This is a genomic window from Thermus thermophilus (assembly GCF_019974155.1).
Classification (GTDB): Bacteria; Deinococcota; Deinococci; order Deinococcales; family Thermaceae; genus Thermus; species Thermus thermophilus_C.
In genome coordinates this window covers 1,974,885-1,998,184 of the sequence record NZ_AP025158.1, presented here as the reverse complement: position 1 = coordinate 1,998,184, position 23,300 = coordinate 1,974,885, and the positions used below count along the sequence as shown (strand labels likewise).

Sequence of the window (23,300 nt, the reverse complement as noted above, 5' to 3'; positions counted from 1 at the left end):
CCTTTCTAGGGGCAAAGCCCCTTGACCGCGAGGTAAAGCCGGCTGCAGAGGGAGCCTTGCCTTGCGGCCGCCTTAAGCTCCTCGGGCTGGCCGAAGCGGAAGGCTGCGTAGTAGGTCTTGCCCGGCTTGGGCTCGGGGAGGCGGGGCCTTCCCAGAAGCCTCCCCTCGTAGACCCAAAGCTCCAGGGTGTAGCCCGGCCGCTCCTCCACGCCGAAGGCCACGGGCCGGGCCTCGGCCACCTCGGCGCCGAGCTTCTCCCGAGCGACCCTTAAGGCGGCCTCCTCCAGGGCCTCCTCCCCCTGGAGGCTCACCGCGGGAAGCCCCCAGGCCCCGGCGAACTCGGGGTCGTCCTGGGGACGGAGGACCAAAACAAGCCCCTCCTCGCCCCAGGCGGCCAGGGCCACGGAGCGCTTCCTGGGCCTCCCGGCGCGCACCTTCTTAGGCTAGCAGGATTGTAGCCGAGGCGCAAATTCCGGCCGCGCTATTGGGGGGGTTCCTTGCGGATCCAGGCGATGAGGGCCTCCGCCGCCGCCAAGTTGGTGGCCAGGGGCACCCCGTGCACGTTGCAGACCCGCATCAGGGCCTGGACGTCCGGTTCGTGGGGCTTGGCGGTCAAGGGGTCCTGGAAGAAGATCACCGCCAACACCCTTCCCTCGGCCACCCGGGCCCCGATCTGCAGGTCCCCGCCCAAGGGACCGGAGAGCACCCGCTCCACGGCAAGGCCCGTGGCCTCCTGGATCCGGGCCCCCGTGGTCCCCGTGGCGAGTAGGGGGTAGCGGGCCAGGACGTCCCTGTGCCGCAGGCAAAAGGCCACCATCTCGTCTTTCTTGGCGTCGTGGGCGATGAGGGCCAGGGCCTTCATGGGCATATTGTAGGCTTAGGGCATGGGGCGCGTGCCTTGGGGTTTTGGGGGCCCGCAGGTTGGCTTCGCCACACGGGGCGCCCAGGTTGGGGCTTTGGGGAGACCCCACCGCAAAAGCCGGGGTGGAGCGCTGAGGTACGGGAACCCGGGGGGGAGGTAGGCCGTGGCCCTCACCTTCCGCGAAGCCCAGGAAGAGGTGGACGCCTGGATCTCCTCCTTCCGGGAGGGCTACTTCCCGCCCCTCCTGATGCTCGCCCGTCTGGCGGAGGAGCTCGGCGAACTCGCCCGGGTCCTGGCTCACCGCCACGGCAAGACGCCGAAGCCGGGGGAGGCGGAGGGGGACCTTGCCGAGGAGCTCGGCGACCTCCTCTTCGTCCTCATCTCCCTGGCCAACCGGGAAGGGGTGGACCTCGAGGCCGCCTTCCGCCGGGTCATGGCCAAGTACCGAGCCCGGGACCGCTCGCGCTGGACCCCCAAGGATGGCGGCTAGGGTCCTCCCCCTGCTCGCCCTGGGGGTGGCTTGGCTCAGCCGGCCCTGAGGCCCAGGACGAGGCCGCCCACGAAGCTCGCGCCGAAGGGGAGGTTGTAGGTGAGGGTGGCGAGGAGCCTGTCCCAAAGGTTTTGGAGGGCGGGCTGTTGCAAAAGGGGCTCCACGTCCCGCTGGATCCGGGTCCAGTCCACCTCCACGTAGCCCGCCTGGGCCAGGAGCTGGAGGGCCACGAAGAGGAGGCCGAGGGCGATGGCCAAAAGCCGCCCCACCTTTTTCAGGGCGTAGCCCACGGCGTAGCCGGCGAGGCCGCCGAAGGTGATCTGGCCCAGGTAGGGGGTAAGGTCGGGTAGCTCCACGGTTCCCACCCTAGCGCGGGGAGGGCGGCGGGGCAAGGGCTCTTTTGCGCCCGGGCCGTTAGGCGCCCTCCAGGCCGAGGAGGCGGGCCTCCCGCTTCATGGCCTCGAGGACGAAGGCCATGTGCTCTTCCAGGGGAACCCCGAGCTCCTCGGCCCCAAGCCGGATCTCCTCCCGGCTCACCCCCTTGGCGAAGGCCTTGTCCTTGAACTTCTTCTTGAGGCTGGGGAGCTCCAGGCCCAGGATGGACCGGTCCGGCCGCACGTACACCGCGGCGGTGATGAGGCCCGTGAGCTCGTCCACGGCGAAGAGGGCTTTGGCCATGAGGGTTCTGCGGGGGGTGCCGGTGTAGCTGGCGTGGCCCAGGATGGCCTCGAGGACCTCCTCGGGGTAGCCCAGGCGCCTAAGCTCCTCCACGGCCCTGTAGGGGTGCTCCTCAGCTCAAAACTTGCACTTATTCACCGCGGGCATGAGTATGCTTGGGGACCACTTGAAGAGGGCTACTGGTTTCCCCTCTTATGAGGGGTGCCATGAGACCAGTAGCCCTATCCCTACTTTGGACCATCCTGGCCCTCATGCCAACCCCCCACCTGCGGGAATCCTTGAAGGCCCTGTTGTTCCTTTTCCTCACCGGTCACGGCAAGGCTAGACCCCAGCACAGCAAGACCAAGTCCCCCTCCGCCCTCTCCCGCTTCCTCAACCGCTACCCCTGGCCCACCCGCGCCCTCATCCGCCTGGCCCGCGAGGAGGCCCAGAAAGCCCTGGACCGGGCCAGGCGGAGAAAGGGCCCCAAGCCCCGCCTCCTGGTGGTCCTGGACCTGGTCACCCTGGAAAAGCGGGGCCACTTCCCCCACCTCCCCCTCTCCTTCTTTCACGGCAAGTGGGGCCTCCACCTCGTGGTCCTTTACCTCGTCTACGGGGACCTCCGCGTCCCCTGGGCCTACCGTCTATGGCGGGGCAAGGGGGAGAAAGGCCTCTCCCTCCTGGCCCTGAGCCTCCTGGCCTCTCTGCCCCTCTGGATGCGCCGGACCTTCCGGATACGGGTGGCCGCGGACGCGGCCTTTGGTACGGCCTGGTTCCTCTTTGGGGTGAGGCGGTTGGGCTTGGAAACGGTGGTGGGGATGCGGCGGGACCGGAGGCTGCGGGGAGGGGGAAGGCTTTTGGACCTCAGGCGGCAGGGGAGCCGGGTCTACCTGTGGGGGCTTTCCTTCCCGGTCTGGGTGGCCTGGTACCGCTACCCCCTGCCCCAAGGGGGCTGGGAGTGGCGGTACGTGGTGGCCACCTTTCCCGCCACGCCCCGGACCATGCTCACCTGGGGAAGGAGGCGGTTCACGGTAGAGCACTTCTTCCGGGCTGCGAAGAGTGAGTTCTCCCTGGGGCAGTTCGGGCAGCGGACGGCCTTGGGGGTGCACCGCTTTCTGGTGCTCTCCCTTCTGGCCTACCTGCTGGCCCACTGGGTGGGGGTGGAGGGGAAGGGGAGCTGGCGGGAGGCCAGGGAGGGGGCAGCTCGGGTTCTCTTGCCCGAGCTGGTGGTGCAGGTCATCCTGCGGGAGCTCCACGCCCTGGGTCTGGGGCCGCCGGGGGGAGGGGGTGAAGGTTTATGCGGGGTATGCGGGAGGTGCAAGTTTTGAGTCAGGGTACTTCTCGTAGTCCATGTCGTGGAGGACGCCGGCGATGGCCCAAAGCTCCTCGTCCTCCCCATAGCGGCGGGCGTAGGCCCGCATGGCCACCTCCACCGCCCGCATGTGCCGTCTCAGGGAGGCGCTTTCCGTCCAGGCCTCCATGAGGGCGAGGGCTTCCTGGAAGCGCGGCATGCCCTAAAGTATACCCATGCGCATCGGCTACGGCGAGGACAGCCACCGCCTGGAGGAGGGGAGGCCGCTTTACCTCTGTGGCCTCCTCATTCCAAGCCCCGTGGGGGCCCTGGCCCACTCCGATGGGGACGCCGCCCTCCACGCCCTCACCGACGCCCTCCTTTCCGCCTACGGCCTTGGGGACATCGGCCTCCTCTTCCCCGACACCGACCCCCGCTGGCGGGGCGAGCGGAGCGAGGTGTTTCTCCGGGAGGCCCTTCGCCTCGTGGAAGCGCGGGGGGCGAGGCTACTTCAGGCAAGCCTCGTCCTCACCCTGGACCGGCCCAAACTGGGCCCCCACCGCAAGGCCTTGGTGGATAGCCTATCCCGCCTCCTAAGCCTCCCCCAGGACCGCATCGGCCTCACCTTCAAGACCTCGGAGGGCCTGGCGCCTTCCCACGTCCAGGCCCGGGCGGTGGTGCTTCTGGATGGTTGAGGTCCTGGTCTGGCTCGGCACCTTGGTCTTCGCCGTGACCGGGGCCCTGAAGGGGGTGGAGAAGGGGTCTGACCTCCTCGGGGTCCTGGTCCTGGCCACGGTGACGGCCGTGGGGGGCGGGTCCATCCGGGACGTCCTGGTGGGGACCCTGCCCCCCACGACCCTCCGGAACGAACCCCTCCTTTGGAGCGTGGCCCTCGCCGGCCTTCTCGTCTTCCGCTTCCACCCCCGGGTCCAGGCCCTCGGGCCCCTCATCTACTACCTGGACACCCTGGGCCTCGGCCTCTTCGCCGCCTTGGGGGCGGAGCGAGGGGTGGAGGCAGGGCTTGGGCCCTTCGGGGTGGCTTTGGCCGGGGCGCTTTCGGGGGTGGGGGGCGGGGTGCTCCGGGACGTGCTTTCCGGGGAGGTGCCCGTGATCCTCTACCGGGCGGGGGACCTCTACGCCTCGGCGGCCCTCCTCGGGGCCTGGGTGGTCTACCTGGCCTACCCCTTGGGCCCGGGCCCGGCCCTCTTCCTCGGGGCCGGGGCCACCGTGGCCCTCCGCCTCTTCGGCCGGAGGCTTGGCCTGAGGCTCCCCACCCCGAGGGGTTAGACTCAGGGCATGGACCTCACCCACTTCCAAGACGGCCGGCCCCGGATGGTGGACGTGACGGAGAAACCCCAAACCTTCCGCACCGCCACCGCCGAGGCCTTCGTGGAGCTCACCGAGGAGGCCCTTTCCGCCCTGGAGAAGGGCGGGGTGGGGAAGGGGGACCCCCTCGTCGTGGCCCAGCTTGCGGGGATCCTCGCCGCCAAGAGGACGGCGGACCTCATCCCCCTCTGCCACCCCCTTCCCCTCACCGGGGTGGAGGTCAGGGTGGAGCTCCTTAAGGAGGAAAAGCGGGTGCGCATTGAGGCCACGGTGAAGACCAAGGCGGAGACGGGGGTGGAGATGGAGGCCATGACCGCCTGCGCCGTCGCCGCCCTCACCGTCTACGACATGCTTAAGGCCGCTTCCAAGGGCCTCGTCGTCTCCCAGGTGCGCCTCCTCCACAAGGCAGGGGGAAAGAGCGGGGAGTGGCGCAGGGCGCAGTAGGCCTACCCCGGGGGTGTACGCTGAGTCCATGCGGGTCGCCATTGCCTTAGCCAAGGACGACGCCACCCGGGTCTACCCCGGCCCCTTCGGCCACGCTCCCCGGTACGCCATCTACGAGGCCGGGCCCTCCGGGGAGCTCGTCCTTCTGGAGATCCGGGAAAACCCCTACGCCAAGGCCCACGGGGAGGAGAAGCACGCCAAGATGCGGGAGCTTCTCCGGGACGTGGACCTCAAGGTGGGGGCCCGCTTCGGCCACAAGGGGTCTTTGGGGGCCTTCCCCCTGGCCGACCGGGTGGAGGTGGGGCCGGTCTCCCTGGAGGAGGCCCTGGCCCGCCTTAAGGGGCGAAGTAGCGCCTGAGGAGCTCCCGGGCCTCTGGAGGCAGGGGGGTCTTCTCCAGGTAGACCTCCACCCCCCGGCGCACCGCCTCCGGGGGCCGGCCTGCGGGCCAAGGGGAGGGAAGGGCGGCCTTTTCCCCTTCCTCCCCCTCGCCCAGGAGGCCCACCTCCGGCCCTTGGGCCTGGGTGGGGGGGAGGGCACCCTCTTTCTCCTCCGGGGCACCCCCCGCGCTGGGCCCCCGCCTCGAGGCCTGGGGCGGAGGCGTTTCCCGGCCTCCTCCGTCCTCCCTAGGGGGGGCTTCCGCAGGCCCGGCCTCTTCCCCCGGGCTTCCGGTCCGGGGGAGGGCCCGGACAGAGGAGCCCTCCTCGGGCTGGGCGGGGCTTGCGCCCTCGCCCTGGGGGGAGCCTTCCCCGGGGGCCTCTGGGGGGGGGCCTTGTTCCTTCCCCTGCGAAGGGCCGGCCTGCCCTTCGCCGTTCGCCTCGCCTTGGGCTTCCTTTTCCCCGGCGGCCCCGTCTTGGGCCTGGCCTTCCCGGGATGGGGGGGCCACCCTCTCCACCCCGGCGGGGCCTGGGAGGGAGAAGGGGACGGGCCTGGTCAGGTGGAGCCCTAAGACGAGAAGGAGGGCCAGAACGTAGGCCAGAAGTAGGCCCCAAGGGAATGGGGGAAGCCTCGCGGGGACCTTGCCCGCCTCGGCCCAAAGCCGTTCCTCCCCGTAGGCCAAGGCGGTGGCGTAGGCCAGGCTCACCCGGGAGATCTCCTTTAGGGCCCGCCCCTCCCAAAGCCGGGCAGGGAGCAGAAGCCCTAAGGGGGAAAGAAGGGCGAGAAGCGGGTGAAACACCCCGAGGAGGGCGAGGGCAAGGGCCAAGAGGAGGCGGTACCGCCAGGCCAGGCGGGCGGCGTAAAGCCGGTGGAAGCCGGGGCCCACAAGGGCATTGTAGGGCGGGGCCAGGAAGGCTACAAAGTCCCCTCCAAATAGGCCTGCACCAGCGCCCGGAAAAGCTCGCTGTGGGCCCCGTTTCGGAGCTTGAGGTGCACCAACTCGTGGACAATCACCGCCCAGCGCACCTCCGCCGGTTGGGTCAAAAGCTCTTCGTTTAAGGTCAGCCGGCCGCGGGAGGAGACGCTCGCCCACTTGCGCTGCATGGGGCGGGTCTGCACCTTGCGAAGGCGGTCTTCTACGCCGATGCGCTGCGCCCAGGCGCGTACCTCTGCCAGAAGGATCTCCCGGCTCACCGCCGCACCCTCCCATAAGTGCCCATGCATTAAGCCATCCACATGCCTGCCCCTCTTCGCATCCGCCTGACCCCCCGAACAGGAGGCCCGGCTCTGGGAGCTGGAAACCGATCCCATGGTTCCCTCCAAGGTCCGGCGCCGGGCCCGTCAGCCCGGAAGGGCTACCTTGTAGCGGTACGCCTGGCCGTCCTGGGGTGGACCGCCCCCAGAATCGCCCGCCACCTGGGCCTAGACTGCACCACCGTCCACCGCGACCTTAGGCGGTGGTTGGAGAGGGGGATAGAGGGTCTTGCGGACAGCAAGCCCCCTGGGGCCAGGCCCCGGTCTACCTCGGCCATGAGCGCCTTCCTGCGGGAGCGTCTGCAGGGGGAGGAGGCCTGGACAGCTCCCCAGCTTCTGAAGGCTTTGGAGAAGCGCTTCTTCGTCACCTTCCATCCGGGGACGGTGCGGCGGAAGCTCTTGGAGATGGGCTACTGGTGGAAGAGGATGCGGTATGTACCCACGGGGAAGCCCCGCGAAGTGGAGGGGTTCAGGGCAGCCTTGGGGGATGCTTTCCCGCCAGGGAAACACCTTGAGGCCGAAAGGGGGGGCTGAGGGTGTTCCTTCTGGACGAGAGCGGGTTTGGGCTTTCCCTTCCTCCCATCTACGCCTGGTGCCGGAGGGGGGAGGCCAAGGTGGTGCTGCGGGGGTGGGGTTCCCTGGGCCGGGTGAAGGTGGTGGGGCATCTGGTGCGGGGCCGGGAGGGGGAGCAGCTGTACGTTGGCCTTTCACCGGTCCCGGGCCTTTCGGGAGGCGGCGGAGGGATGGAGGAAGCGGGGGTTAGAGGTGGCCTACCTGCTGCGGTACAGCCCGCACTTGAACCCTGTGGAAAGCATCTGGCGACAGGTGAAGGGGTTTCTGATGCTCTTAGGGGTCCATGAGCTCATGGAGTGTCAAGAAGAGCGGCCTAAGTTGTGTTTCCCAAAGTTTGCTTCTAAAAACTCCTCAACCCTGTTAAAGACGTTGAAGAAAAGGGGTGTTCCAGAGAAGGAAAGTGGAGAGACAGGGCCAATAGTCATAAATGAGTACTCCCGCGAAGCCACATCGAAGGCCGAGTGTGGGTCTCTGAACAACTGATAAAGGTCCAGAGCCTTGCTTCGGCCGCCGACCAACTCGCTCAACGCGCGGAACTCCTGCCCCATTCCCAGGCCGAAGCCGAAGAAGAAGATGCGCAACTGCTCCACGATCCCCCGATGCAGGCTGGAGAGGGTCTGGCTGATGAACATCCAGCCCACGCCGTACTTGCGGGTCGTGCGCGCGGCATCGATGAGCAATTCCCGAATGGCCTTCTTCTCCTGATTCTCCGGATCCTCTCGGGGCGCTAGCCGATGGGCTTCGTCCATAAGAACTAGGGTGTTGAGGCTCCGGCTCTCTTTGTAAGCCGCCTCGGCCGCGCTTCGGATTCCCTCCAGCAGCCGTTTGACCACGAGGGCCTGAATCGTTTCGTTCCAGAGCATCGTGGGTTGATCCTGCACGTCGGCATTGCCTCCGAACAGGGGCAGAGAGGAAACGTCGCCCGAGGCTTTCCTCGCCTGTTCCTCGGAGAGATCGATGACCATCAGCGGCCGGGTTCCCTCTTTCTCTTTGGGTACCAACAGTTGGTAAAGCAGAGAGTCCACCTTTTGAGCATCCTTTCGATCCTCGCGGAACAACCAGGTGACTGGCCTCCAATAGGCGTTGTAAAACTGGTCGGGGTCGGCCTCTTCATACATCGACTGGAACCGCGCCCGAGAACTCTCCGAACGGTAAAACACTTTTTGGATCTGTTCCTCCCCCAGGAGTTGCCAAGCCTTATCAAAGGCGTCCCGAGTGTGCAGGTCTCGCAGATGCACCTTTGCCCGCCTGAGCCGATCGGTCAATGTCTGGCATGCCAGTTCACGGTTCTCCCCTTTGGGGACACTCAACTGCTCGAAGAAAGGCGACTCGTAGAGAATCTGAGCGAACAGTTCCCACCGATCTAGAACCAAATCCCGTACACTAAGAACCTTAGTGGGTTTACCCAGCCGGCGGAGCACGTCGTTCATCGGAAGACGAAACTCCCCCGTCGGTTCCCCGCGCAGATCCTTGGCAAACTCCCCCTGGGGGTCCAACACCAGCATGGCCATCTGCGGGTATCGGGCGTAGGCCAGGAGGATCATCTTAGCCAGCACCGACTTGCCGGATCCGGTCTTGCCGAAGATGCCCAGGTGATACGCCTCGCCGGCGCCATCGGGACCGTGGCCGAAGTGCTTGAACCAAAGGGGCAACTTGGGCGTGGAGCCGTACACCCGCCCCAGGTAGAAGAGTTGGTTCCGGTAGGGGGCCAGCAAGGCGTCCAGGACCCGGTCGTCTACCAGACAGATGGGGGTGCCGGTAGCGGGGACGGTGCCCAGGATGCTGGGGCGGTAGTTGCTGCCGTCGCGAGCGAACACGGCGCTGACCGTCATCTCCCCTTGGTGGGTGTCCTGTCGCTCGCTCACCGCGTCCACCCGTCCCCGCTGGCGGATGAGGCTGCGCATTGTCGGGTCCTCGTGCCACACGTTGCGCAACTTCACTTCGGTGATCTGCCCCAGGGCGTAGTGGTTCTTGCCGTCCTGCCGGAACCGGAAGAGACCGAACTCCCCCACCAGTTTCTTATCCGCCGCGCTGGCCAGAACATCCAGCGCCAATTCCGAGGTCGAAGAGGGCGATCCCACAACACCGATGCGTTCAGCCTCGTCGATCAGCCGATCGATGTCCACCGCTTGCTCCAACATAGCATTTCCTCCCCAAGCGTGATCTAACGGCCGCCTTCTGTACGGTAGCCGTGCAGGTTCAGGAACACATCGCCGATGTCCCCGCCGTAAGTCACGGCCAGCCGCTGGCTGGTCACCTGGCGCAGGGCAGGTACTGCCCGGCCCAGGTGTTTCACCATCCGGTCGGCCAGGTAAAGGGGGTACGGCTCCAGCATCCCCGGCGCGCTGCACTGAAAGCGCAGCGCCTGGATCACCGTTGCCAGCCGAGCCCGGTTCTCCGCCACGGTGCGGCTCATCTCCAGCCGCAGGGCCGGCAGCCAGGCCCAAGGGCGGTAATAAACAACGCGCACTTCCTCCAGCAGATGGATGATCTCATCCCGCAGCTTTTCCGCCTGCCCACGGATCTCCTCGGGAAGAAGATCCAGATTGATGTGCCAGGGCTGCCTTGGCGATTCCAGCCTTTGGGGGTCGGTAAACTCCCCAGGCTCCAGAAGGTTCGTGAGCATTGCCCGGTCGTCCATCTCCCATTTAAACCGCTCACCGATCTCCCGGCGGACTGAGTACTTGGGCACCGCTACCCATGCCCTGTCAGTGCGGCGGGCCTGGAGGACCGTGTGGTAAGCCTTGAGGTAGTTCAGGGTATGATCGCGCAAGTGGGCGGTGAGGCGAAGGTCGGGGGTCTGGATCGCTCGGTTGAGGGCCTGGTTGAAGTAGATGAGCGGGGTAGTAAGGGAGCCGTCCAGGAAGACTACATCGTGCGGGGCCTGGCTCGCCAGTTCCAGTTCCATTCCCATCATCACCGCCCGGGCCAGGGTGCCTGTCTCCTCCTCGTGCGCCTCGGCATCCACATAAACCCGGTGGCGTGGCTCCGGCCAGAAGCGGGTCTCCGAAGGTGGCGTAAGCCCCTCCACCGCGACCGCGGCGGCCGCCACCAGATCGGTCGCCACCAGCCGCTCCAGGGCGTAGGCCCCATCTACCCCGCAGGTGGTGGGGACGGAGACAGCAGGTAGTTCTCCTTCCCGGCGGAGAAGGCCGCTTTCCTCCAGCGCTTGACGGCGCTGACGGCGTTCAGCCCGCAGTCGTTCAAAATCGGCCTGCATCCGCTGACTCAATGGCTCTGTCCGGATCAGCATCTCTTCCACCAAAGCAGCGGGTAGATCAGCAAATGGACGTTCGTTTTCACCGTTCATCGGAACGCACTCCAGTTGCTTCGTTTCGCACGAGCAGGCTTTCCAGCAACTGCTCGGCTTCCCACTTATACCAGCCATCCACCCGTGCTACTCGGGGAAGTAACCATCGCTCTCGCCAATAAGCACCCAAATCCGCAAAGGGGAGATCCTTGTACTCTGGTTCGTCTGTCCTTCCTTCCATATAGTCGTCCAAGTTGTGGATCAGAGGGAAAAGGAACACCTCCCGTCGGATTGTGTGTTTCAATAGTGCACCGGAGAACCCCAGCCGCTCCAGGGCCCGAACGCAGGTCTGCCATTTGATGCGGGGACCGACATTGTATCCTCCGCGTGTGCTGATACCTTGCGCCTCCAGATACTCTCGGAAGAGAGGATAGAGTGGCTCCAGGTGGAAGGTTCCGTAGCCCTCCGTGTAGCCGATAGAAATGGCAATCGGCTCGCCATTGTATTTGAGACGATTATACAGGCTACTTCGGCCAAAGGCGCTGGTAGTGGTCAGAGCGACCAAGTGGGCTGGTAAGACTCGTCCCTCTATTTCGGTGCGTCGACCCTCATATTTCCGGCGGTAGGCCTCCCGCACCTCGTTTGAGGCAGCAGCCAGAGCGACTAGTTTTCCCCCTAGTAGGTAGCTGTACGGAGGAAGTGCCCCTAGCGTATGGATGTCCATCGTCTGGTTGACCAGTTCCGTTTTCCGCCCCGGCGGATATTGAAACCGCCTGTCACGAGGAGGGAAGGAAAGAGGCGGGGATTGGAGCGCCAGAATACCCATCAGATACGGCTGGCCTTCTGGGTTCCTGTTACCCTCGTCCAGAATCAGAAACCGCAACCGGCGCCCATATCCCTTGGAGTAAGGGAGGGACCATGTGAGCCGCGCCAGCCGGAAAAGCTCGCGTTGCCAGGGGGTAGTGGCCTCTACTAACACGGGACGGATCGCTTCTGGGTTAATATCCCGACCGTCGGCGAAGTAGGGACGGAGGCGCGGCCACAGGTTTTCCACCCATCCCTGCATCTGGTACAAGGCTAGACGACGGACAGCATCGTGCAATCGGCGTAGGAAGTGCTTATCGCTGTTACCTTCCAAGGCCAATTCCCCATTCTCAACCTTAAAGCCAAGTTCCCGGAGATGTTCAATTACGCGTTTACGCAGCTCCGCTTCGACCGACATAACCATTCTAGAAAGCTTCTTCTTCCGTACGGCATTCGTCAGGTACTGGCCTAGTCCCTTATCCTGCTTGCGGATGTTGGTCCAGCGGGCCTCCTCGGGGATGTAAAAGCGCACCAGGCCACGTCCCTGGGCGATTGCGCCCTCTTTACGCTCCTCCTCCACGAGGCTTAAGGCCACCTCCCGGTTGCTGCACTCCTCGGCCAGCCGGTATAGCTCCTCCTCCAACACGTCGGAAAGCCGTTCGAGGAAGGCGAGGGGCAGGATAGAGTCCTTGAACTTGGGTGCGCCCACGGGGCCACGGATGGCGCAGGCGGCGTCCCAAAGCCAACTCTCTAAGGTGATGTCTAGCGGCATAAACCCTCTGCAAAGGCCCAGAAGGGGCTTCCTTCGTAAAAGTCTACTCCAGTTACTCCAGATAGAGGGCCAGAGCGTTCACCACGGGCCTGGGGGAGCCCGTGTAGGGGCTCCTGAGCTGCCCCTTCACCCAGAGCTGGGCCGAACCGCCCCCGTCCATCCTGAGCGCGTTCCAGGCGCCTAAGGAGAGGAGGGCCCGGGCCAGGGCCCCGGGGGTGGTGGGTTCGGAGACGAGGAGCCAGAGCTTCCCCTCCTTCGTCCAGGCCACCGCCGCCTGGGGGGCTACGGCCTGGAGGGGTCTCGGGTCCTTGAAGTTCTCCTTGGCGGGGTCGTAGGCGTACCGGCCCTCCTTGAGGAGGAGGGGGCCTCCCTCCAGGGCGTAGCGGAAGGGGGGGGTGAGGGTGCCGTAGAGGGCGAGCCTGCCTCCCACCTCGAGGGGAAAAGGAGGGGCGTCCCTGGGGAAGGTAAGGGCCCAGTGCCCCGGGGGAAGCTCGGCCGGGGCGGGGAGGAGGTCCACCACCCGGTCCTCCCGTACCAGGGCCACCTCCTCCCCCTCCCGCCCCACGGTCCCCGGCACCGTGTGGGCGGTGTAGCGGGCGCGGGAGGCGTTCACCCCCACCCGTACCCGGCTCCCGTCCGGCCCCACCGCCTCGGCGACGAACTGGGGGAAACCCAGAAAGAAAGCGAAGCCGTCCCAGAGGAGGGCCACCCGGCCGTAGGGGTAGGAGAGGGTCACCCCGTCCTGCACCCAAAGCCCGATGGGGGTGCCCGTCTTCGGGTCAAAGTAGCCGCCGTTTAAGACGGCGAGGGCCCCCGGGGCCAGGTCCTTGGGAAGCGCCCTCTTCCCCGGGGTGCCCACGGGGAGGAGCCTTCCCCGTTCCGCCTCCACCAGGTAAAGCCTAAGGGGCTCGGGGGCGAAGCCGTAGACCTCCCGGTAGCGCACCCCGGGGGAGAGGACCTCCTCCACCTCGGGGGCGAGGAGGTAGAGGTCCAGGACCAGGCGGGGGGGGTCCTCGAGGGGAAAGAGGCGGTAGTAGAGGTGGCCCTCTTCCGCCCGCAGGGCGAGCTCGGTGGCCTCGGGGAGGAGGCGGACCCTGGCCTTTAGGCCCTTAGGCCAGGGGGCCTTGAGGAGGTCTGGGGCGAGGTAGGGCAGGTAGAGGGTGGCCCCCGCCTTACCCCGCTCTTCCCGGGGCTCGGCCGGGTAGGGGGCGGGCAGGTCCAGGACCACCCTTAGCCCCGAGGGCCTCTCCCCGAAACGCACCCCCGCCTCCGCCACCCGGAAGTACCCCAGGGCCTTCAGGGCCTCCAAGGGAAAGAGGTCTTCTTGGGGCGGGGGGAGCTCCGCCCCAAGGGGCTCGCTCCAGCCCACCCCGGGGACGTAGACGAAGCGCTTCCCGCTCCCCTGGTACACCCAGGCCCCCCCTTCCTCCCGGAAGGTGAGCCCCAGCTGTTCCACGGGAAGGAGGGTCTGGCCTAGGGCGAGGCCGAAAAAGAGGAGGAGGGCGAACCGCCTCATCCTCCCAGGAAACCAAAACTTTCTGAGAAGCGGATGGAGCCTTATACCCTTTCCCAGAGCTTCCTTCGCCTAAGTGGTTGCACGTTGATTTCGCAACACGGGTTACCCGAAATAAGGCTCGGGGAGGTTCTTTTGGGGCCCCCACCGCGGCGAAGGCCGCGGTGGGGGCCTTAGCTGGCTCGAGGAAGCCCTTTGCCAGGACCCCCATGCTGGCGCAAGCCAGCATGGGGTGGGATTACCCCTTGACCACGATGAGGGGCCTGAGGCGGGCCACCTTTTTCCCGATCCCCGCTCCCTCCACCGCCTCCACCACCAAGGAGACGTCCTTGTAGGCCTCGGGCATCTCCTCGTCCACCGTGGCCCGGGTGGCGGCCCGCACCAGGATGCCCCTTTCCGCAAGCTCCTTCACCAGGTTCCGCTCCCGGGCCACCTTTTTGGCCTGGTGGCGGCTCATCTTGCGCCCGGCCCCGTGGCAGCTACTTCCGAAGGAAACCGCCATGGCCTTTTCCGTCCCCGCGAGGACGTAGGAGTATCGGCCCATGTCCCCGGGCACCAAAACGGGCTGGCCCACCCGGCGGTAGGCCTCGGGGACCTCCGGGTGGCCGGGGCCGAAGGCCCGGGTGGCCCCCTTGCGGTGGACGAGGACCCGCCTGCCCCCGTGCTCCTCAAACTTGGCGTTGTTGTGGGCGAGGTCGTAGAGGACCCTAAGGCCGTGGTCCCTGGGGGTAAAGCCCACCTTCTCAAAGGCCTCCCGTACGAAGTGGGCGATGAGCTGGCGGTTGGCGAAGGCGAAGTTGGCGGCGGCGGCCATGGCCTGGAGGTAGTCCTGGCCCTCGGGGCTCTTTATGGGGGCGGCGGCGAGCTGCTTGTCCACGAGCTCAATGCCGTACCGGGGGGCGGCTTTGAGGAAGCGCTCCACGTAGTCCTGGCAGACCTGGTGGCCTAAGCCCCGGCTTCCCGTGTGGATGAGGACGGTGACCTGTCCCCGGAAGAGCCCGTAGGCCTCGGCCGCCTCCTCGTCGTAGACCTCGTCCACGTACTGCACCTCCAGGAAGTGGTTCCCGCTTCCCAAGGTGCCGATCTGGGGGGCCCCCCGCTCAAAGGCCCTTTCCGAGACCTTGTCGGGGTTGGCCCAGGGGAGGCGGCCTTGGGACTCAATGAAGCCCAGGTCCTCGGGGTAGCCAAAGCCCCGCTTCACGAGCCAGCCCGCCCCCTCCTTGAGGATTTCTTTGAGCTCCTTTTTGCTAAAGCGCACGTCCCGCCTTTCGCTTCCCACCCCCGAGGGGACGAGGCGATAGAGGGCGTCGGCGAGCTCCTTCTGGCGGGGGAGGAGGTCTTCCAGGGTGAGGTGGGAGGCGAGGAGGCGGACGCCGCAGTTGGAGACCACGAACCCCTCGGCCACGAAGTTGTGGTCCGGGTGGGCCATGGAAAGGTCGTACACCTTCCCCCCGTAAGGCACCCGCTCCACGGCCACCACCCGGTCAAAGAGCATCGCCCCCTGCGCCGCCACGAACTCGGGGAAGGTGGGAAGGCCCTGGGGCCGGAAAGCGCCCCGCTTCTCGTAAAGCGTCCGCTCTGCGAAGCGGCGGGGCACCCCAAGCCGGTGGGCGATGGCCGCCACCTTCTCGCCGGCCTCCCGCAGGGCCAAAACCTCCGCGGCCATAGACTCCCTCCGAGCCAGGTGGGCCTGTTTCAGGCGGAGGTAAAGGGCGGCGAGAAGGGCGAGGCGCGCCTTCTTAGGAGCGTAGGCGTAGCCCACCTCCTCGTAAAGCCGGGCGAGGTTCTCCGGCGTGGAGCGGAGGATGAGCTTGAAGCGGTGAGAGGGGTCCTCGGGTTCCTCCCAGTCGGCCTCCTCGCGAAGGTCCTGGACCTCGAGGCCCAAGGAGGCCACCAGGCGGGCGAGGTCTTCGGTGAAGGCACGCCCTTCCTCCAGGAAGCTTCGGCGCTTGGATTGGGAAAGCACCGGAGGGACCAGGTTGTACTCGTGGCCGCTTACGGCCTTGGGCGCGGAAAGCTCTGCCCCGAAAAGGCCCGCGAGGAAGTTCGCCTTAAGCCAGGGAGGAAGGGCAAAGAGCCAAGCAGGCAGCCTGAAGCCCTGCTTGGCCTTGGCCCCCTCAGGGAGGCCGAGGGCGCGGAAGAGGAGGAAGAGGGCACGGGAAGACACCTTCAGACCCGCCTCCGCCGCGTCAAAGGTCCGCCCCCGGAAGGTGGGGTTGCGGCGGCGCAAGTAGGGTCCCCCTGCCCGGAAACCCAGACGCTCCAGGTCGGCTTTGGCCTCCCGCAACCCCTCCTCCTCCCCGTAGAGGACCAGGTAGGCCCGCCCCCCCGAGCGGTAAAGGGTGCCGTCCCCGAAGGCGTAGCCCAGGAGGCGGAGGAGGGCGGGGAGGTGGGGATGGTCCGCCCGGAGGGGAAGAAGGCCCCGCGCCCGGAGTTCCCGGGGCGCCTGGGGAAAGCCGAGGGTCCGGGCCCAGGCTTCCGCTTCCTCCTCCTCGAGGAGGGATAGGGGTGGAGGGGGCTCGTAGGGAAGGCCCCGGAAGGGGTGGACCGCCACCCGGTCCCCCGGCCGCAAGGCGCCCGCAGGCCGCATCCCCTCGGGGGTGTAGAGGGGGTGGTCCGGGGTCGCCTCCAGGACGAACCCGCCCTCGGTGCGGAGCCTAAGGAGTTCTTCCGCCTCCCGGGAAAGGAGAAGCGCCGCCTGGGCCGCTTCCGGGCGCTCCCCAAGCCGCCACACCACCAGGTTGGGGGCTCTTTCCTCCGCCAGCTCCTCTATGGGGCGGGTGTACCCGTCGCGGAAGAGGATCCGGGTTCCTGGGGGCAGGCAGTTGATGTCAAACCCTACGCCGCCCGGGCTCACCACCCCGCCCTCCTCCGGGTCAAAGGCCGCCACCCCCCCGATGGGGAAGCCGTAGCCCCAGTGGATGTCGGGCATGGCCAGGGCGGGCTCCACGATGCCCGGGAGGGTGGCCACGTTCATGAGCTGCTGCAAGGAGGCGTAGTTTTCCGCCTCGAGGTCCTTTAGGATCTCCTTTGAGGCGAAGAAAACAGCGTCCACCCGCATCTTCCCCTGCCGGGGGATGCGGTAGGTGTAGGGGGCGATCTTCTCAAAGCGCATGGGGCCCTCCTCTAAAAACAACGTCCGGGCCAGACGGCCCGGGCTCATCTTTAGGCTAACCCCTTATGCGTTATGCGTCAAGGCTTGCGCTTGAGGGCAAGGAGAAGGCCCCGGGTGCACCCGGGGCCTCGGCTGGAGCCGGTGGCCGGATTTGAACCGGCGGCCTACCGCTTACGAGCTCCCCTAAAACCGGGCTTTTGGGGAAGGCGGTTGTGGCGAAAAGCGTTCAAAAGGGTACTTTAGGGGGGTTTTGGTTGCCGTTGGTTCTTGCTGTTCCCCGTTGCTTATTGGTCAAAATCTTGGTCTATCCTCAGGCCAAACCCCTGACTTTTTCCCTCAGGGACTGCGCTTTGGAGGAGTTTTGCCGCGCCCACCCCTCCAAGCGGTTTGCCATCTCCCAAAGGAAGCGGGCCAAGTCCCTCATAAGAACTCCCCCTGGGTTTTTCTCTTAGTATGGGGTCATGCGGCTGACCAAACACCAACGCCGCCCCCGGCTGGAACTCAAGCTGCGGCATCACCCGGACAACCTGCACGCCCTCTACCGGGAAAGCGAGGACCCCGTGGAACGCGCCCGCTGGCACGCCATCTGGCTCCTCGCCACAGGCCACTCCATCCCCCAGGTGGCCCAGACCCTGGGCTACTCCACCCGCTGGGTCCGCAACACCCTCCACCGCTACAACGAAGGCCAGCCCATGGCCGACCTCCGGCACCAAAACCCAGGCCAGCCCCCCTTGCTCTCCCCGGAGCTTCAGGAAGCCTTCCGCCAGGCCCTCCTCCAGCCCCATCCCCAGGAGGGGATATGGACGATAAGGAACGCCGCCCTGTGGCTCTCGGAGAGGCTGGGCCGTCCCGTGGACCCCAGGCGGGCCTGGACCTGGATGAAGCGCCTGGGCTTCGCCCCCCTCCGCCCCCGTCCCCGGCACCGGGAGAGGGACGTGGAAGAGGGGGAGGCCTTCAAAAAAAACTCTTCTTCACCGTTGTCCTCCTGAAGTGCCTCTTCCCCTGGCTTGTCCTGGAGCTTTGGGCTTTTGACGAACACAGGTTGGGCCTGAAGCCCGTGTACCGGCGGGTGTGGGCGCCCCGGGGGAAGACGCCCCTGGCCTGGGTGCGGCCGCGGTACCGGTGGCTTTACGTGTACGGCTTCGTGCGTCCGGGTACAGGGGAGAGCGAGTTTTGGCTTTTGCCCACGGTGAACGCTGTGGCCTTCTCGGAGGTCCTGGGGCGCTTTGCCCGGTTGCGTGGGGCTGGGGAGGGGAAGCTTTTGCTTTTGGTCTTGGACGCGGGTGTGGCCCCTGGTGGACGCGGTGGTGGCCAACGGGCGGGTGGAGACGGAGGAGGAGCTTTGGGCGAGGGTGGAGGCCCGGTGCGCCTACCTGCAGACCCAGCCGGGCCTGATTCGGAGCCATACCCTCTTTCACTGGTGGCCGGGAGGATGCTGAGGGAATGGATCAGGGGGATTTCTTATCAAACCCTCATAGGTACGGTCAAAACGACCGGGCCCATAATCGGAGTGGGTCTTATACCCGGGTTTCAAACCCTCATAGGTACGGTCAAAAGGTGTGGCAGCGGTGCATCATCCAGTCCGTGGACTACAAGTTTCAAACCCTCATAGGTACGGTCAAAAGGTGGGGGCCGCTCGTGACGCAATCTATTGGCAGCAAAGTTTCAAACCCTCATAGGTACGGTCAAAAGAAATCTCCCACCTCCCCCCCTATAACCCCCCCTAAAGAGTTTCAAACCCTCATAGGTACGGTCAAAAGGGGAAACGTGAAGCACCGCTGGTGGATCGAGGGAGAACTGTTTCAAACCCTCATAGGTACGGTCAAAAGCCAGGGGGAAAGGAGGAGGAGATGAAGGAAAAAAAGTTTCAAACCCTCATAGGTACGGTCAAAAGCTTCTGGGGGGGACCCCCCCTCCGGGGGGAACTCTGCGGTTTCAAACCCTCATAGGTACGGTCAAAAGCAAGGTTTATAGCATCGCCCCGGAGATTGCCTTTGAGGGTTTCAAACCCTCATAGGTACGGTCAAAAGCAAAGTGCATTGGAGGAGACGGAGAATCTCTACTAAGTTTCAAACCCTCATAGGTACGGTCAAAAGCCAGGGCGCGGGCCATAAGGCTTTCCACTTGTGGGGCGTTTCAAACCCTCATAGGTACGGTCAAAAGGGGCCGCGGTGAGAGCCTTGAGCACCCCCACCAGTTCCTGTTTCAAACCCTCATAGGTACGGTCAAAAGACGAGTTCGCCCGGGAGGCCACTCCGGGGAACCGCAAGTTTCAAACCCTCATAGGTACGGTCAAAAGGCCCGGTTTCTGGCGCCGCTCGGTTGAGGTCTACCAGGTTTCAAACCCTCATAGGTACGGTCAAAAGGGGCGCTTAAGCCCCTCGGCGAGGCCGAGGGGTAGGCGGTTTCAAACCCTCATAGGTACGGTCAAAAGAAGCCGCTCAGCCTCTTGCCAAGTTGCCGAATTGATGTTTCAAACCCTCATAGGTACGGTCAAAAGCGGAGCTGGTCCGCCGCGTCCTTGCGGGCGTAAAGGGGTTTCAAACCCTCATAGGTACGGTCAAAAGCGATGCTTAAGTTGCTGGCGGAAGATAGGCTCCTCAAGTTTCAAACCCTCATAGGTACGGTCAAAAGGAAGCCTCCCAGTCCTCGGGATGAGCCCAGGGCGGCGTTTCAAACCCTCATAGGTACGGTCAAAAGGGTGGCTACAGAAGAGAAAGCCGCTATGGCTATTCGGTTTCAAACCCTCATAGGTACGGTCAAAAGGGCGGCCACGCGGCGCACCCACCCCCTCCCGAAGACCTGTTTCAAACCCTCATAGGTACGGTCAAAAGAAGGTCCAGCCAGGTGGCATGGAGCGCCCAGGCCTTGTTTCAAACCCTCATAGGTACGGTCAAAAGGAGCTCGCGAGGACCACATGAAAGGGTGGGAGCTATTCACGGTTTCAAACCCTCATAGGTACGGTCAAAAGCGGACCTCCTCCAACCTCGTGACCGTGACGCTGTTTCAAACCCTCATAGGTACGGTCAAAAGCGCCTAGAAACCACGCTCGCCGAAACTCCACTCCCCATGTTTCAAACCCTCATAGGTACGGTCAAAAGGGCCCTGGGGGTGCCCCCCTGGGCCTTCGCGGGGCTGTTTCAAACCCTCATAGGTACGGTCAAAAGAAGAGGGGTGGGACTTTGCAAAACCGACTGGTAATGCTAGTTTCAAACCCTCATAGGTACGGTCAAAAGCCCCCCGATGAAGAGGGTGGGCAGGACATTTGGCTGTTTCAAACCCTCATAGGTACGGTCAAAAGCAGCCTCGGAATGGTGAACCAGCCATCCGACTTGAAGTTTCAAACCCTCATAGGTACGGTCAAAAGCCCACTCTTCCAGCTCCTCGTCGGACCAGGTGGGCAGGGTTTCAAACCCTCATAGGTACGGTCAAAAGGTTCCTGTGGCGGAGATACTTCGGGCAGTCCCGTACCAGTTTCAAACCCTCATAGGTACGGTCAAAAGGTGCGCACCCCTAGGCCCTCCCAGGCCAGGGCGTATTGTTTCAAACCCTCATAGGTACGGTCAAAAGAGCCAAAATGCTGTCCTGCACGCTAGGCTCTCACGGAACTCTAATCTTCGTTTTCAAGAACCCCTGCGGCCGAGGTGGAAAAGGCCCAGCCGCCTAGGGTCAATGTAGCAGGTCGGGGGGTGTGCGTCAACCCCCCCGGGTTTTGGGGGGGATTGGGGGTTGGCGCCAACTTGGACTTGGTCAAAGTTCAGCGCAGGCGGTAGGGGGTGTAGGGCTGTTCCCCAATCAGGTGCTTTTCCAGCTTGTAGAGCTCCAGGCGCAAGGTGGTCCTGTAGGAGACGGCCCGCCTCAAGGCGCGGTGCTGGTAGGTGGTCTGGAGGGTCTTCTCCCACTCCTCCACTACAAGCCTCCTTCCCGCCTCGGAGAGGAAGACCCCTTCCCCCTCTCGGAGGAAGTGCCCCGGCTTCACCTGCCCCCTGCGCACGAGGCGGAAGACCAACCGGTCGGCGAGGACGGGCCTGAACACCTCGGCCACGTCCAGGTTGACTCAAAACTTGCAGAAACGCCCCGCCCCCTCCTTCCCGCCGCCGCGTGAGCCTCCCGCCGGTGTAGAGGGCGCTATCATGAGGTCATGACCCGGCGCTTTACGGCCCACCTCTGGCGGGAAGGGGACCTCTGGGTGGCCCAGTGCCTCGAGGTAGACGTGGCCTCTCAGGGGGAAACCGAGGAGGAGGCCTTGAAGAACCTTAAGGAGGCCCTGGAGCTCTACTTCGAGCCTCCCACCCCGGAGCGCGCCCCCGTGGTGCGCACGGTAGAGGTGGAGCTTGGCCCCGCCGCTTAGGCCGCTTCCCTACCGGGAGGTGAAGCGCCGCCTCGAGGCGGCGGGGTTTGTCGTCCACTCCTAGAAGGGAAGTCACGTGAAGTTCGTCAGGGAAGACCCGCACGGGCTTCACGTGGCCATCGTCCCCGCCCACCGGGAAATCGCCGTGGGCACCCTGAGGAGCATCCTACGCCAGGCAGGGCTCACCCCCGAGGAGTTCGAGGCGCTTTAAAACGCCCGCCCCCTTCCCTCTGCCCCCCGCGTCATCACCGCCCGGACCACGGCCTCGAGGGCGTCGTGGACCACCCGTCCCTTCTTGGTCAGGGCGCGGCAGGGCCTCCGCCCCCGGGGGCACCACCCCTTCCTGCCACGAGGATAGCCCAACGGGTCAGCCCCGAAGGGGCTAGGTTCCAAAAGAGGCCGCGCTCGTTCATCACCGGCATGAGAACGTAGCCCGCGAAAGCCCCCAGGGGGCCCACCCCCACAGCGGCCTCAGGGAGGTCCAAGCCGTGAATCCGGTGGCCGTGGGCCAGGGGGATGGGTTTGGTCACGGGCGAGGCCCGTAGCTTGGGGGCCACCACCTGCAGAAGACCTTGCCCTCCGGAGAGCCTTATGGCCAGGTGAGCCAACAACCCCTGAGCCTTCTGAAGGACCCGATAGAAGCGGGAGAGGTGGGGGAGGGAGGGGAAGTAGGCCTTGAGGGTGGTCTTGGCGGCCAGGTAGCCTTTGGCGAGGTCCTGGCCTTGCAACAGGAGGGTCACGGCCGAAGGCCGTATCTTGCAGATGGCGAGGGTCAGGAGCTCGGCCAGGGTAGCTTTCTGGTGCTTTTGCTTTGGGGGGAGCTTGAATCCTTGGGCCTGCAGGGCTTTCGGTTCGTCAGCAAGGTACGGGCTAAGCCCGTGACCTACCCAGATGTAGGTAGCCACGAGGAGGGTTTCTGCGTCAAGATGGTAAAGGGGGTGCTCACGATTTTGCTGCATAGCACCCCCTCTTTTTTCACACCCCGAGGGTCCAGATCAAGTAGCACACGAAGGTATTGGTCAAAAGCAACCCCCGCCCTGAGAGTAAGGCGGGGGTTTTTGCGTTCTGGTGTGGAGCCGGTGGCCGGATTTGAACCGGCGGCCTACCGCTTACGAGGCGGTTGCTCTACCGCTGAGCTACACCGGCCCGCCCCTTGAGAGTGTAAACCAAGGGGCCACTTCCCGCAACCGGTCCCCCTCTGGTAGAGTGGGGGGCATGGACCTGCTCTACACCTTGGTCATCCTCATCTACCTCGGCGTGGCCGGGCTACTGGTCTACCTCGTGCTGGTGCAGGAGCCCAAGCAGGGGGCCGGGGACCTCATGGGGGGCTCGGCCGACCTCTTCTCCGCCCGGGGCGTGACGGGAGGGCTCTACCGCCTCACGGTGATCCTGGGGGTGGTTTTCGCGGCCCTGGCCTTGGTCATCGGCCTCTGGCCCCGTTGACAAAGCGGGCCCTCCTCGGTACCATGGGCGTTGCCTGGGGCCGTGGCGCAGTTGGGAGCGCGCCTCAATGGCATTGAGGAGGTCAGGGGTTCGAATCCCCTCGGCTCCACCAAAACACCCCCCGAAAGGGGGGTTTTAGCTTGCGGTTACGCCCCCGCTGGTCTATAGTGGAAGACCGGTAGGGCCCGGGGGCCCGGCAGAGGTGTGGCATGTTCGCGATCGTGAAGACAGGCGGCAAACAGTACCGGGTAGAGCCCGGCCTTAAGCTTCGGGTGGAGAAGCTGGACGCGGAGCCCGGGGCCACCGTGGAGCTTCCCGTCCTCCTCCTGGGCGGGGAGAAGACCGTGGTGGGCACCCCGGTGGTGGAGGGGGCCAGCGTGGTGGCCGAGGTGCTGGGCCATGGCCGGGGCAAGAAGATCCTGGTTTCCAAGTTCAAGGCCAAGGTCCAGTACCGCAGGAAGAAGGGCCACCGCCAGCCCTATACCGAGCTCCTCATCAAGGAGATCCGGGGGTGAGGTATGGCGCATAAAAAGGGTCTAGGTTCCACGAAGAACGGCCGCGACTCCCAGGCCAAGCGCCTCGGGGTCAAGCGGTACGAAGGCCAGGTGGTCCGGGCGGGCAACATCCTGGTGCGCCAGCGGGGCACCAGGTTCAAGCCCGGCAAGAACGTGGGCATGGGCCGGGACTTCACCCTCTTTGCCCTGGTGGACGGGGTGGTGGAGTTTCAGGACCGGGGCCGTCTCGGCCGGTACGTTCACGTGCGCCCCTTGGCTTAAGCG

At 65.2% G+C, this 23,300-nt stretch carries 25 protein-coding genes, 2 tRNA genes, 4 pseudogenes and 1 CRISPR repeat array; of the genes and pseudogenes, 16 read left to right on the top strand and 15 right to left on the bottom strand.

Features of this window, described 5'->3' with window-relative positions; translation table 11 throughout:
• Positions 1–5 precede the first annotated feature (5 nt).
• Both TthTMY_RS10810 and mgsA read right to left on the bottom strand, forming a co-directional pair.
• Positions 6–434 (bottom strand): NUDIX hydrolase, encoded by a 429-nt coding sequence (locus TthTMY_RS10810; protein WP_096411250.1) that lies wholly within the window; start codon positions 432–434, stop codon positions 6–8.
• A 47-nt stretch (positions 435–481) separates the two neighbouring features.
• Positions 482–862, bottom strand: coding sequence for a methylglyoxal synthase (gene mgsA / locus TthTMY_RS10805; RefSeq protein ID WP_096413043.1), 381 nt, complete (start codon positions 860–862; stop codon positions 482–484).
• Positions 863–1,025: 163 nt separating this feature from the next.
• Between mgsA and TthTMY_RS10800 the strand changes: the two genes are divergently transcribed.
• The gene (locus TthTMY_RS10800; RefSeq protein ID WP_008633725.1) at positions 1,026–1,352 is read left to right on the top strand and encodes a nucleotide pyrophosphohydrolase; all 327 of its coding nucleotides are present in this window, start codon (positions 1,026–1,028) and stop codon (positions 1,350–1,352) included.
• A gap of 35 nt (positions 1,353–1,387) precedes the next feature.
• Here TthTMY_RS10800 and TthTMY_RS10795 read toward each other — a convergent pair whose 3' ends face one another.
• The gene (locus TthTMY_RS10795; RefSeq protein WP_038035626.1) at positions 1,388–1,708 is read right to left on the bottom strand and encodes an FUN14 domain-containing protein; all 321 of its coding nucleotides are present in this window, start codon (positions 1,706–1,708) and stop codon (positions 1,388–1,390) included.
• Positions 1,709–1,766: 58 nt separating this feature from the next.
• Positions 1,767–2,144, bottom strand: a pseudogene (locus TthTMY_RS10790) (HAD family hydrolase); the annotation flags it as partial.
• Between the two features lie 92 nt (positions 2,145–2,236).
• Between TthTMY_RS10790 and TthTMY_RS10785 the strand changes: the two are divergent.
• Positions 2,237–3,337, top strand: a complete 1,101-nt coding sequence (locus TthTMY_RS10785; RefSeq protein ID WP_041444900.1) for a transposase — start codon at positions 2,237–2,239, stop codon at positions 3,335–3,337.
• Here TthTMY_RS10785 and TthTMY_RS10780 read toward each other — a convergent pair.
• Positions 3,338–3,520: pseudogene (locus TthTMY_RS10780) on the bottom strand (HD domain-containing protein); the annotation flags it as partial.
• Positions 3,521–3,536: 16 nt separating this feature from the next.
• Between TthTMY_RS10780 and ispF the strand changes: the two are divergent.
• Genes ispF through TthTMY_RS10760 form a run of 4 tightly spaced genes read left to right on the top strand, consistent with a single transcriptional unit; the run spans position 3,537 to position 5,428 of the window.
• Positions 3,537–3,995, top strand: a complete 459-nt coding sequence (gene ispF / locus TthTMY_RS10775; protein WP_096411248.1) for a 2-C-methyl-D-erythritol 2,4-cyclodiphosphate synthase — start codon at positions 3,537–3,539, stop codon at positions 3,993–3,995.
• Complete coding sequence (locus tag TthTMY_RS10770; protein WP_096411247.1) at positions 3,988–4,587, top strand: trimeric intracellular cation channel family protein; 600 nt, start codon at positions 3,988–3,990, stop codon at positions 4,585–4,587. The genes ispF and TthTMY_RS10770 overlap by 8 nt, the downstream gene beginning before the upstream one ends.
• A gap of 9 nt (positions 4,588–4,596) precedes the next feature.
• Complete coding sequence (moaC, locus tag TthTMY_RS10765; protein ID WP_096411246.1) at positions 4,597–5,070, top strand: cyclic pyranopterin monophosphate synthase MoaC; 474 nt, start codon at positions 4,597–4,599, stop codon at positions 5,068–5,070.
• Positions 5,071–5,098: 28 nt separating this feature from the next.
• Entirely contained in the window at positions 5,099–5,428 is a 330-nt protein-coding gene (locus tag TthTMY_RS10760; RefSeq protein ID WP_223903274.1) for a NifB/NifX family molybdenum-iron cluster-binding protein, read from the top strand.
• Here the strand turns inward: TthTMY_RS10760 and TthTMY_RS10755 are convergent.
• Together TthTMY_RS10755 and TthTMY_RS10750 are read right to left on the bottom strand one after the other, a co-directional pair.
• Positions 5,406–6,332 (bottom strand): hypothetical protein, encoded by a 927-nt coding sequence (locus TthTMY_RS10755; RefSeq protein ID WP_223903273.1) that lies wholly within the window; start codon positions 6,330–6,332, stop codon positions 5,406–5,408. The genes TthTMY_RS10760 and TthTMY_RS10755 overlap by 23 nt on opposite strands.
• 29 nt (positions 6,333–6,361) lie before the next feature.
• Positions 6,362–6,670, bottom strand: coding sequence for a M48 family metallopeptidase (locus TthTMY_RS10750; protein WP_096413040.1), 309 nt, complete (start codon positions 6,668–6,670; stop codon positions 6,362–6,364).
• 12 nt (positions 6,671–6,682) lie between these two features.
• Here TthTMY_RS10750 and TthTMY_RS10745 point away from each other — a divergent pair, with 12 nt between their 5' ends.
• Both TthTMY_RS10745 and TthTMY_RS11975 read left to right on the top strand, forming a co-directional pair.
• Positions 6,683–7,234, top strand: coding sequence for a helix-turn-helix domain-containing protein (locus TthTMY_RS10745; protein ID WP_096411245.1), 552 nt, complete (start codon positions 6,683–6,685; stop codon positions 7,232–7,234).
• 165 nt (positions 7,235–7,399) lie between these two features.
• A pseudogene (locus TthTMY_RS11975) lies at positions 7,400–7,471 on the top strand (hypothetical protein); the annotation flags it as partial.
• A gap of 101 nt (positions 7,472–7,572) precedes the next feature.
• Here TthTMY_RS11975 and TthTMY_RS10735 read toward each other — a convergent pair.
• The 5 genes from TthTMY_RS10735 to TthTMY_RS10715 all read right to left on the bottom strand — a co-directional run bounded on the left by TthTMY_RS10735 (position 7,573) and on the right by TthTMY_RS10715 (position 16,727).
• A complete protein-coding gene (locus TthTMY_RS10735; protein WP_223903272.1) occupies positions 7,573–9,399 on the bottom strand; it encodes an ATP-binding protein in 1,827 nt (608 codons plus the stop codon).
• Positions 9,400–9,437: 38 nt separating this feature from the next.
• Positions 9,438–10,583, bottom strand: coding sequence for a DNA double-strand break repair nuclease NurA (locus TthTMY_RS10730; protein ID WP_041444412.1), 1,146 nt, complete (start codon positions 10,581–10,583; stop codon positions 9,438–9,440).
• Positions 10,573–12,099, bottom strand: coding sequence for a Druantia anti-phage system protein DruA (locus tag TthTMY_RS10725; protein ID WP_096411242.1), 1,527 nt, complete (start codon positions 12,097–12,099; stop codon positions 10,573–10,575). The genes TthTMY_RS10730 and TthTMY_RS10725 overlap by 11 nt, the downstream gene beginning before the upstream one ends.
• 52 nt (positions 12,100–12,151) lie before the next feature.
• On the bottom strand, positions 12,152–13,615 hold the full coding sequence (locus TthTMY_RS10720; protein ID WP_096411241.1) for a phosphodiester glycosidase family protein: 1,464 nt from the start codon (positions 13,613–13,615) through the stop codon (positions 12,152–12,154).
• Between the two features lie 235 nt (positions 13,616–13,850).
• Positions 13,851–16,727, bottom strand: coding sequence for an RtcB family protein (locus tag TthTMY_RS10715; protein WP_096411240.1), 2,877 nt, complete (start codon positions 16,725–16,727; stop codon positions 13,851–13,853).
• A gap of 461 nt (positions 16,728–17,188) precedes the next feature.
• On the opposite strand from TthTMY_RS10715, the gene TthTMY_RS10710 reads away from it, so the two are divergent.
• Positions 17,189–17,716 carry a winged helix-turn-helix domain-containing protein gene (locus TthTMY_RS10710; RefSeq protein ID WP_157745798.1) on the top strand — a complete coding sequence of 176 codons (528 nt, stop codon included), beginning with the start codon at positions 17,189–17,191 and terminating at the stop codon, positions 17,714–17,716.
• A gap of 294 nt (positions 17,717–18,010) precedes the next feature.
• The gene (locus tag TthTMY_RS10705; protein WP_223903271.1) at positions 18,011–18,166 is read left to right on the top strand and encodes a hypothetical protein; all 156 of its coding nucleotides are present in this window, start codon (positions 18,011–18,013) and stop codon (positions 18,164–18,166) included.
• 22 nt (positions 18,167–18,188) lie between these two features.
• A CRISPR array of direct repeats spans positions 18,189–20,297; the repeat unit is 30 nt; unit sequence GTTTCAAACCCTCATAGGTACGGTCAAAAG.
• A gap of 187 nt (positions 20,298–20,484) precedes the next feature.
• On the opposite strand, the gene cas1 is transcribed toward TthTMY_RS10705, so the two are convergent.
• A complete protein-coding gene (cas1, locus tag TthTMY_RS10700; RefSeq protein WP_229365141.1) occupies positions 20,485–20,772 on the bottom strand; it encodes a CRISPR-associated endonuclease Cas1 in 288 nt (95 codons plus the stop codon).
• Between the two features lie 96 nt (positions 20,773–20,868).
• On the opposite strand from cas1, the gene TthTMY_RS10695 reads away from it, so the two are divergent.
• The gene (locus TthTMY_RS10695; protein WP_096411239.1) at positions 20,869–21,078 is read left to right on the top strand and encodes a type II toxin-antitoxin system HicB family antitoxin; all 210 of its coding nucleotides are present in this window, start codon (positions 20,869–20,871) and stop codon (positions 21,076–21,078) included.
• 76 nt (positions 21,079–21,154) lie between these two features.
• Positions 21,155–21,289, top strand: coding sequence for a type II toxin-antitoxin system HicA family toxin (locus TthTMY_RS10690; RefSeq protein ID WP_223903270.1), 135 nt, complete (start codon positions 21,155–21,157; stop codon positions 21,287–21,289).
• Positions 21,290–21,428: 139 nt separating this feature from the next.
• On the opposite strand, the pseudogene TthTMY_RS10685 reads toward TthTMY_RS10690, so the two are convergent.
• Positions 21,429–22,037, bottom strand: a pseudogene (locus tag TthTMY_RS10685) (hypothetical protein); the annotation flags it as partial.
• A gap of 112 nt (positions 22,038–22,149) precedes the next feature.
• A tRNA-Thr gene (locus tag TthTMY_RS10680) sits at positions 22,150–22,224 on the bottom strand.
• Positions 22,225–22,293: 69 nt separating this feature from the next.
• Here TthTMY_RS10680 and secG point away from each other — a divergent pair.
• From secG to rpmA, 4 genes are all read left to right on the top strand, one after another.
• Positions 22,294–22,521, top strand: coding sequence for a preprotein translocase subunit SecG (secG, locus tag TthTMY_RS10675; RefSeq protein ID WP_223903268.1), 228 nt, complete (start codon positions 22,294–22,296; stop codon positions 22,519–22,521).
• Positions 22,522–22,557: 36 nt separating this feature from the next.
• Positions 22,558–22,633, top strand: a tRNA-Ala gene (locus tag TthTMY_RS10670).
• Between the two features lie 97 nt (positions 22,634–22,730).
• Positions 22,731–23,036, top strand: coding sequence for a 50S ribosomal protein L21 (gene rplU, locus TthTMY_RS10665; protein ID WP_008633581.1), 306 nt, complete (start codon positions 22,731–22,733; stop codon positions 23,034–23,036).
• 3 nt (positions 23,037–23,039) lie between these two features.
• Entirely contained in the window at positions 23,040–23,297 is a 258-nt protein-coding gene (gene rpmA / locus TthTMY_RS10660; protein WP_008633580.1) for a 50S ribosomal protein L27, read from the top strand.
• Positions 23,298–23,300: the final 3 nt, after the last annotated feature.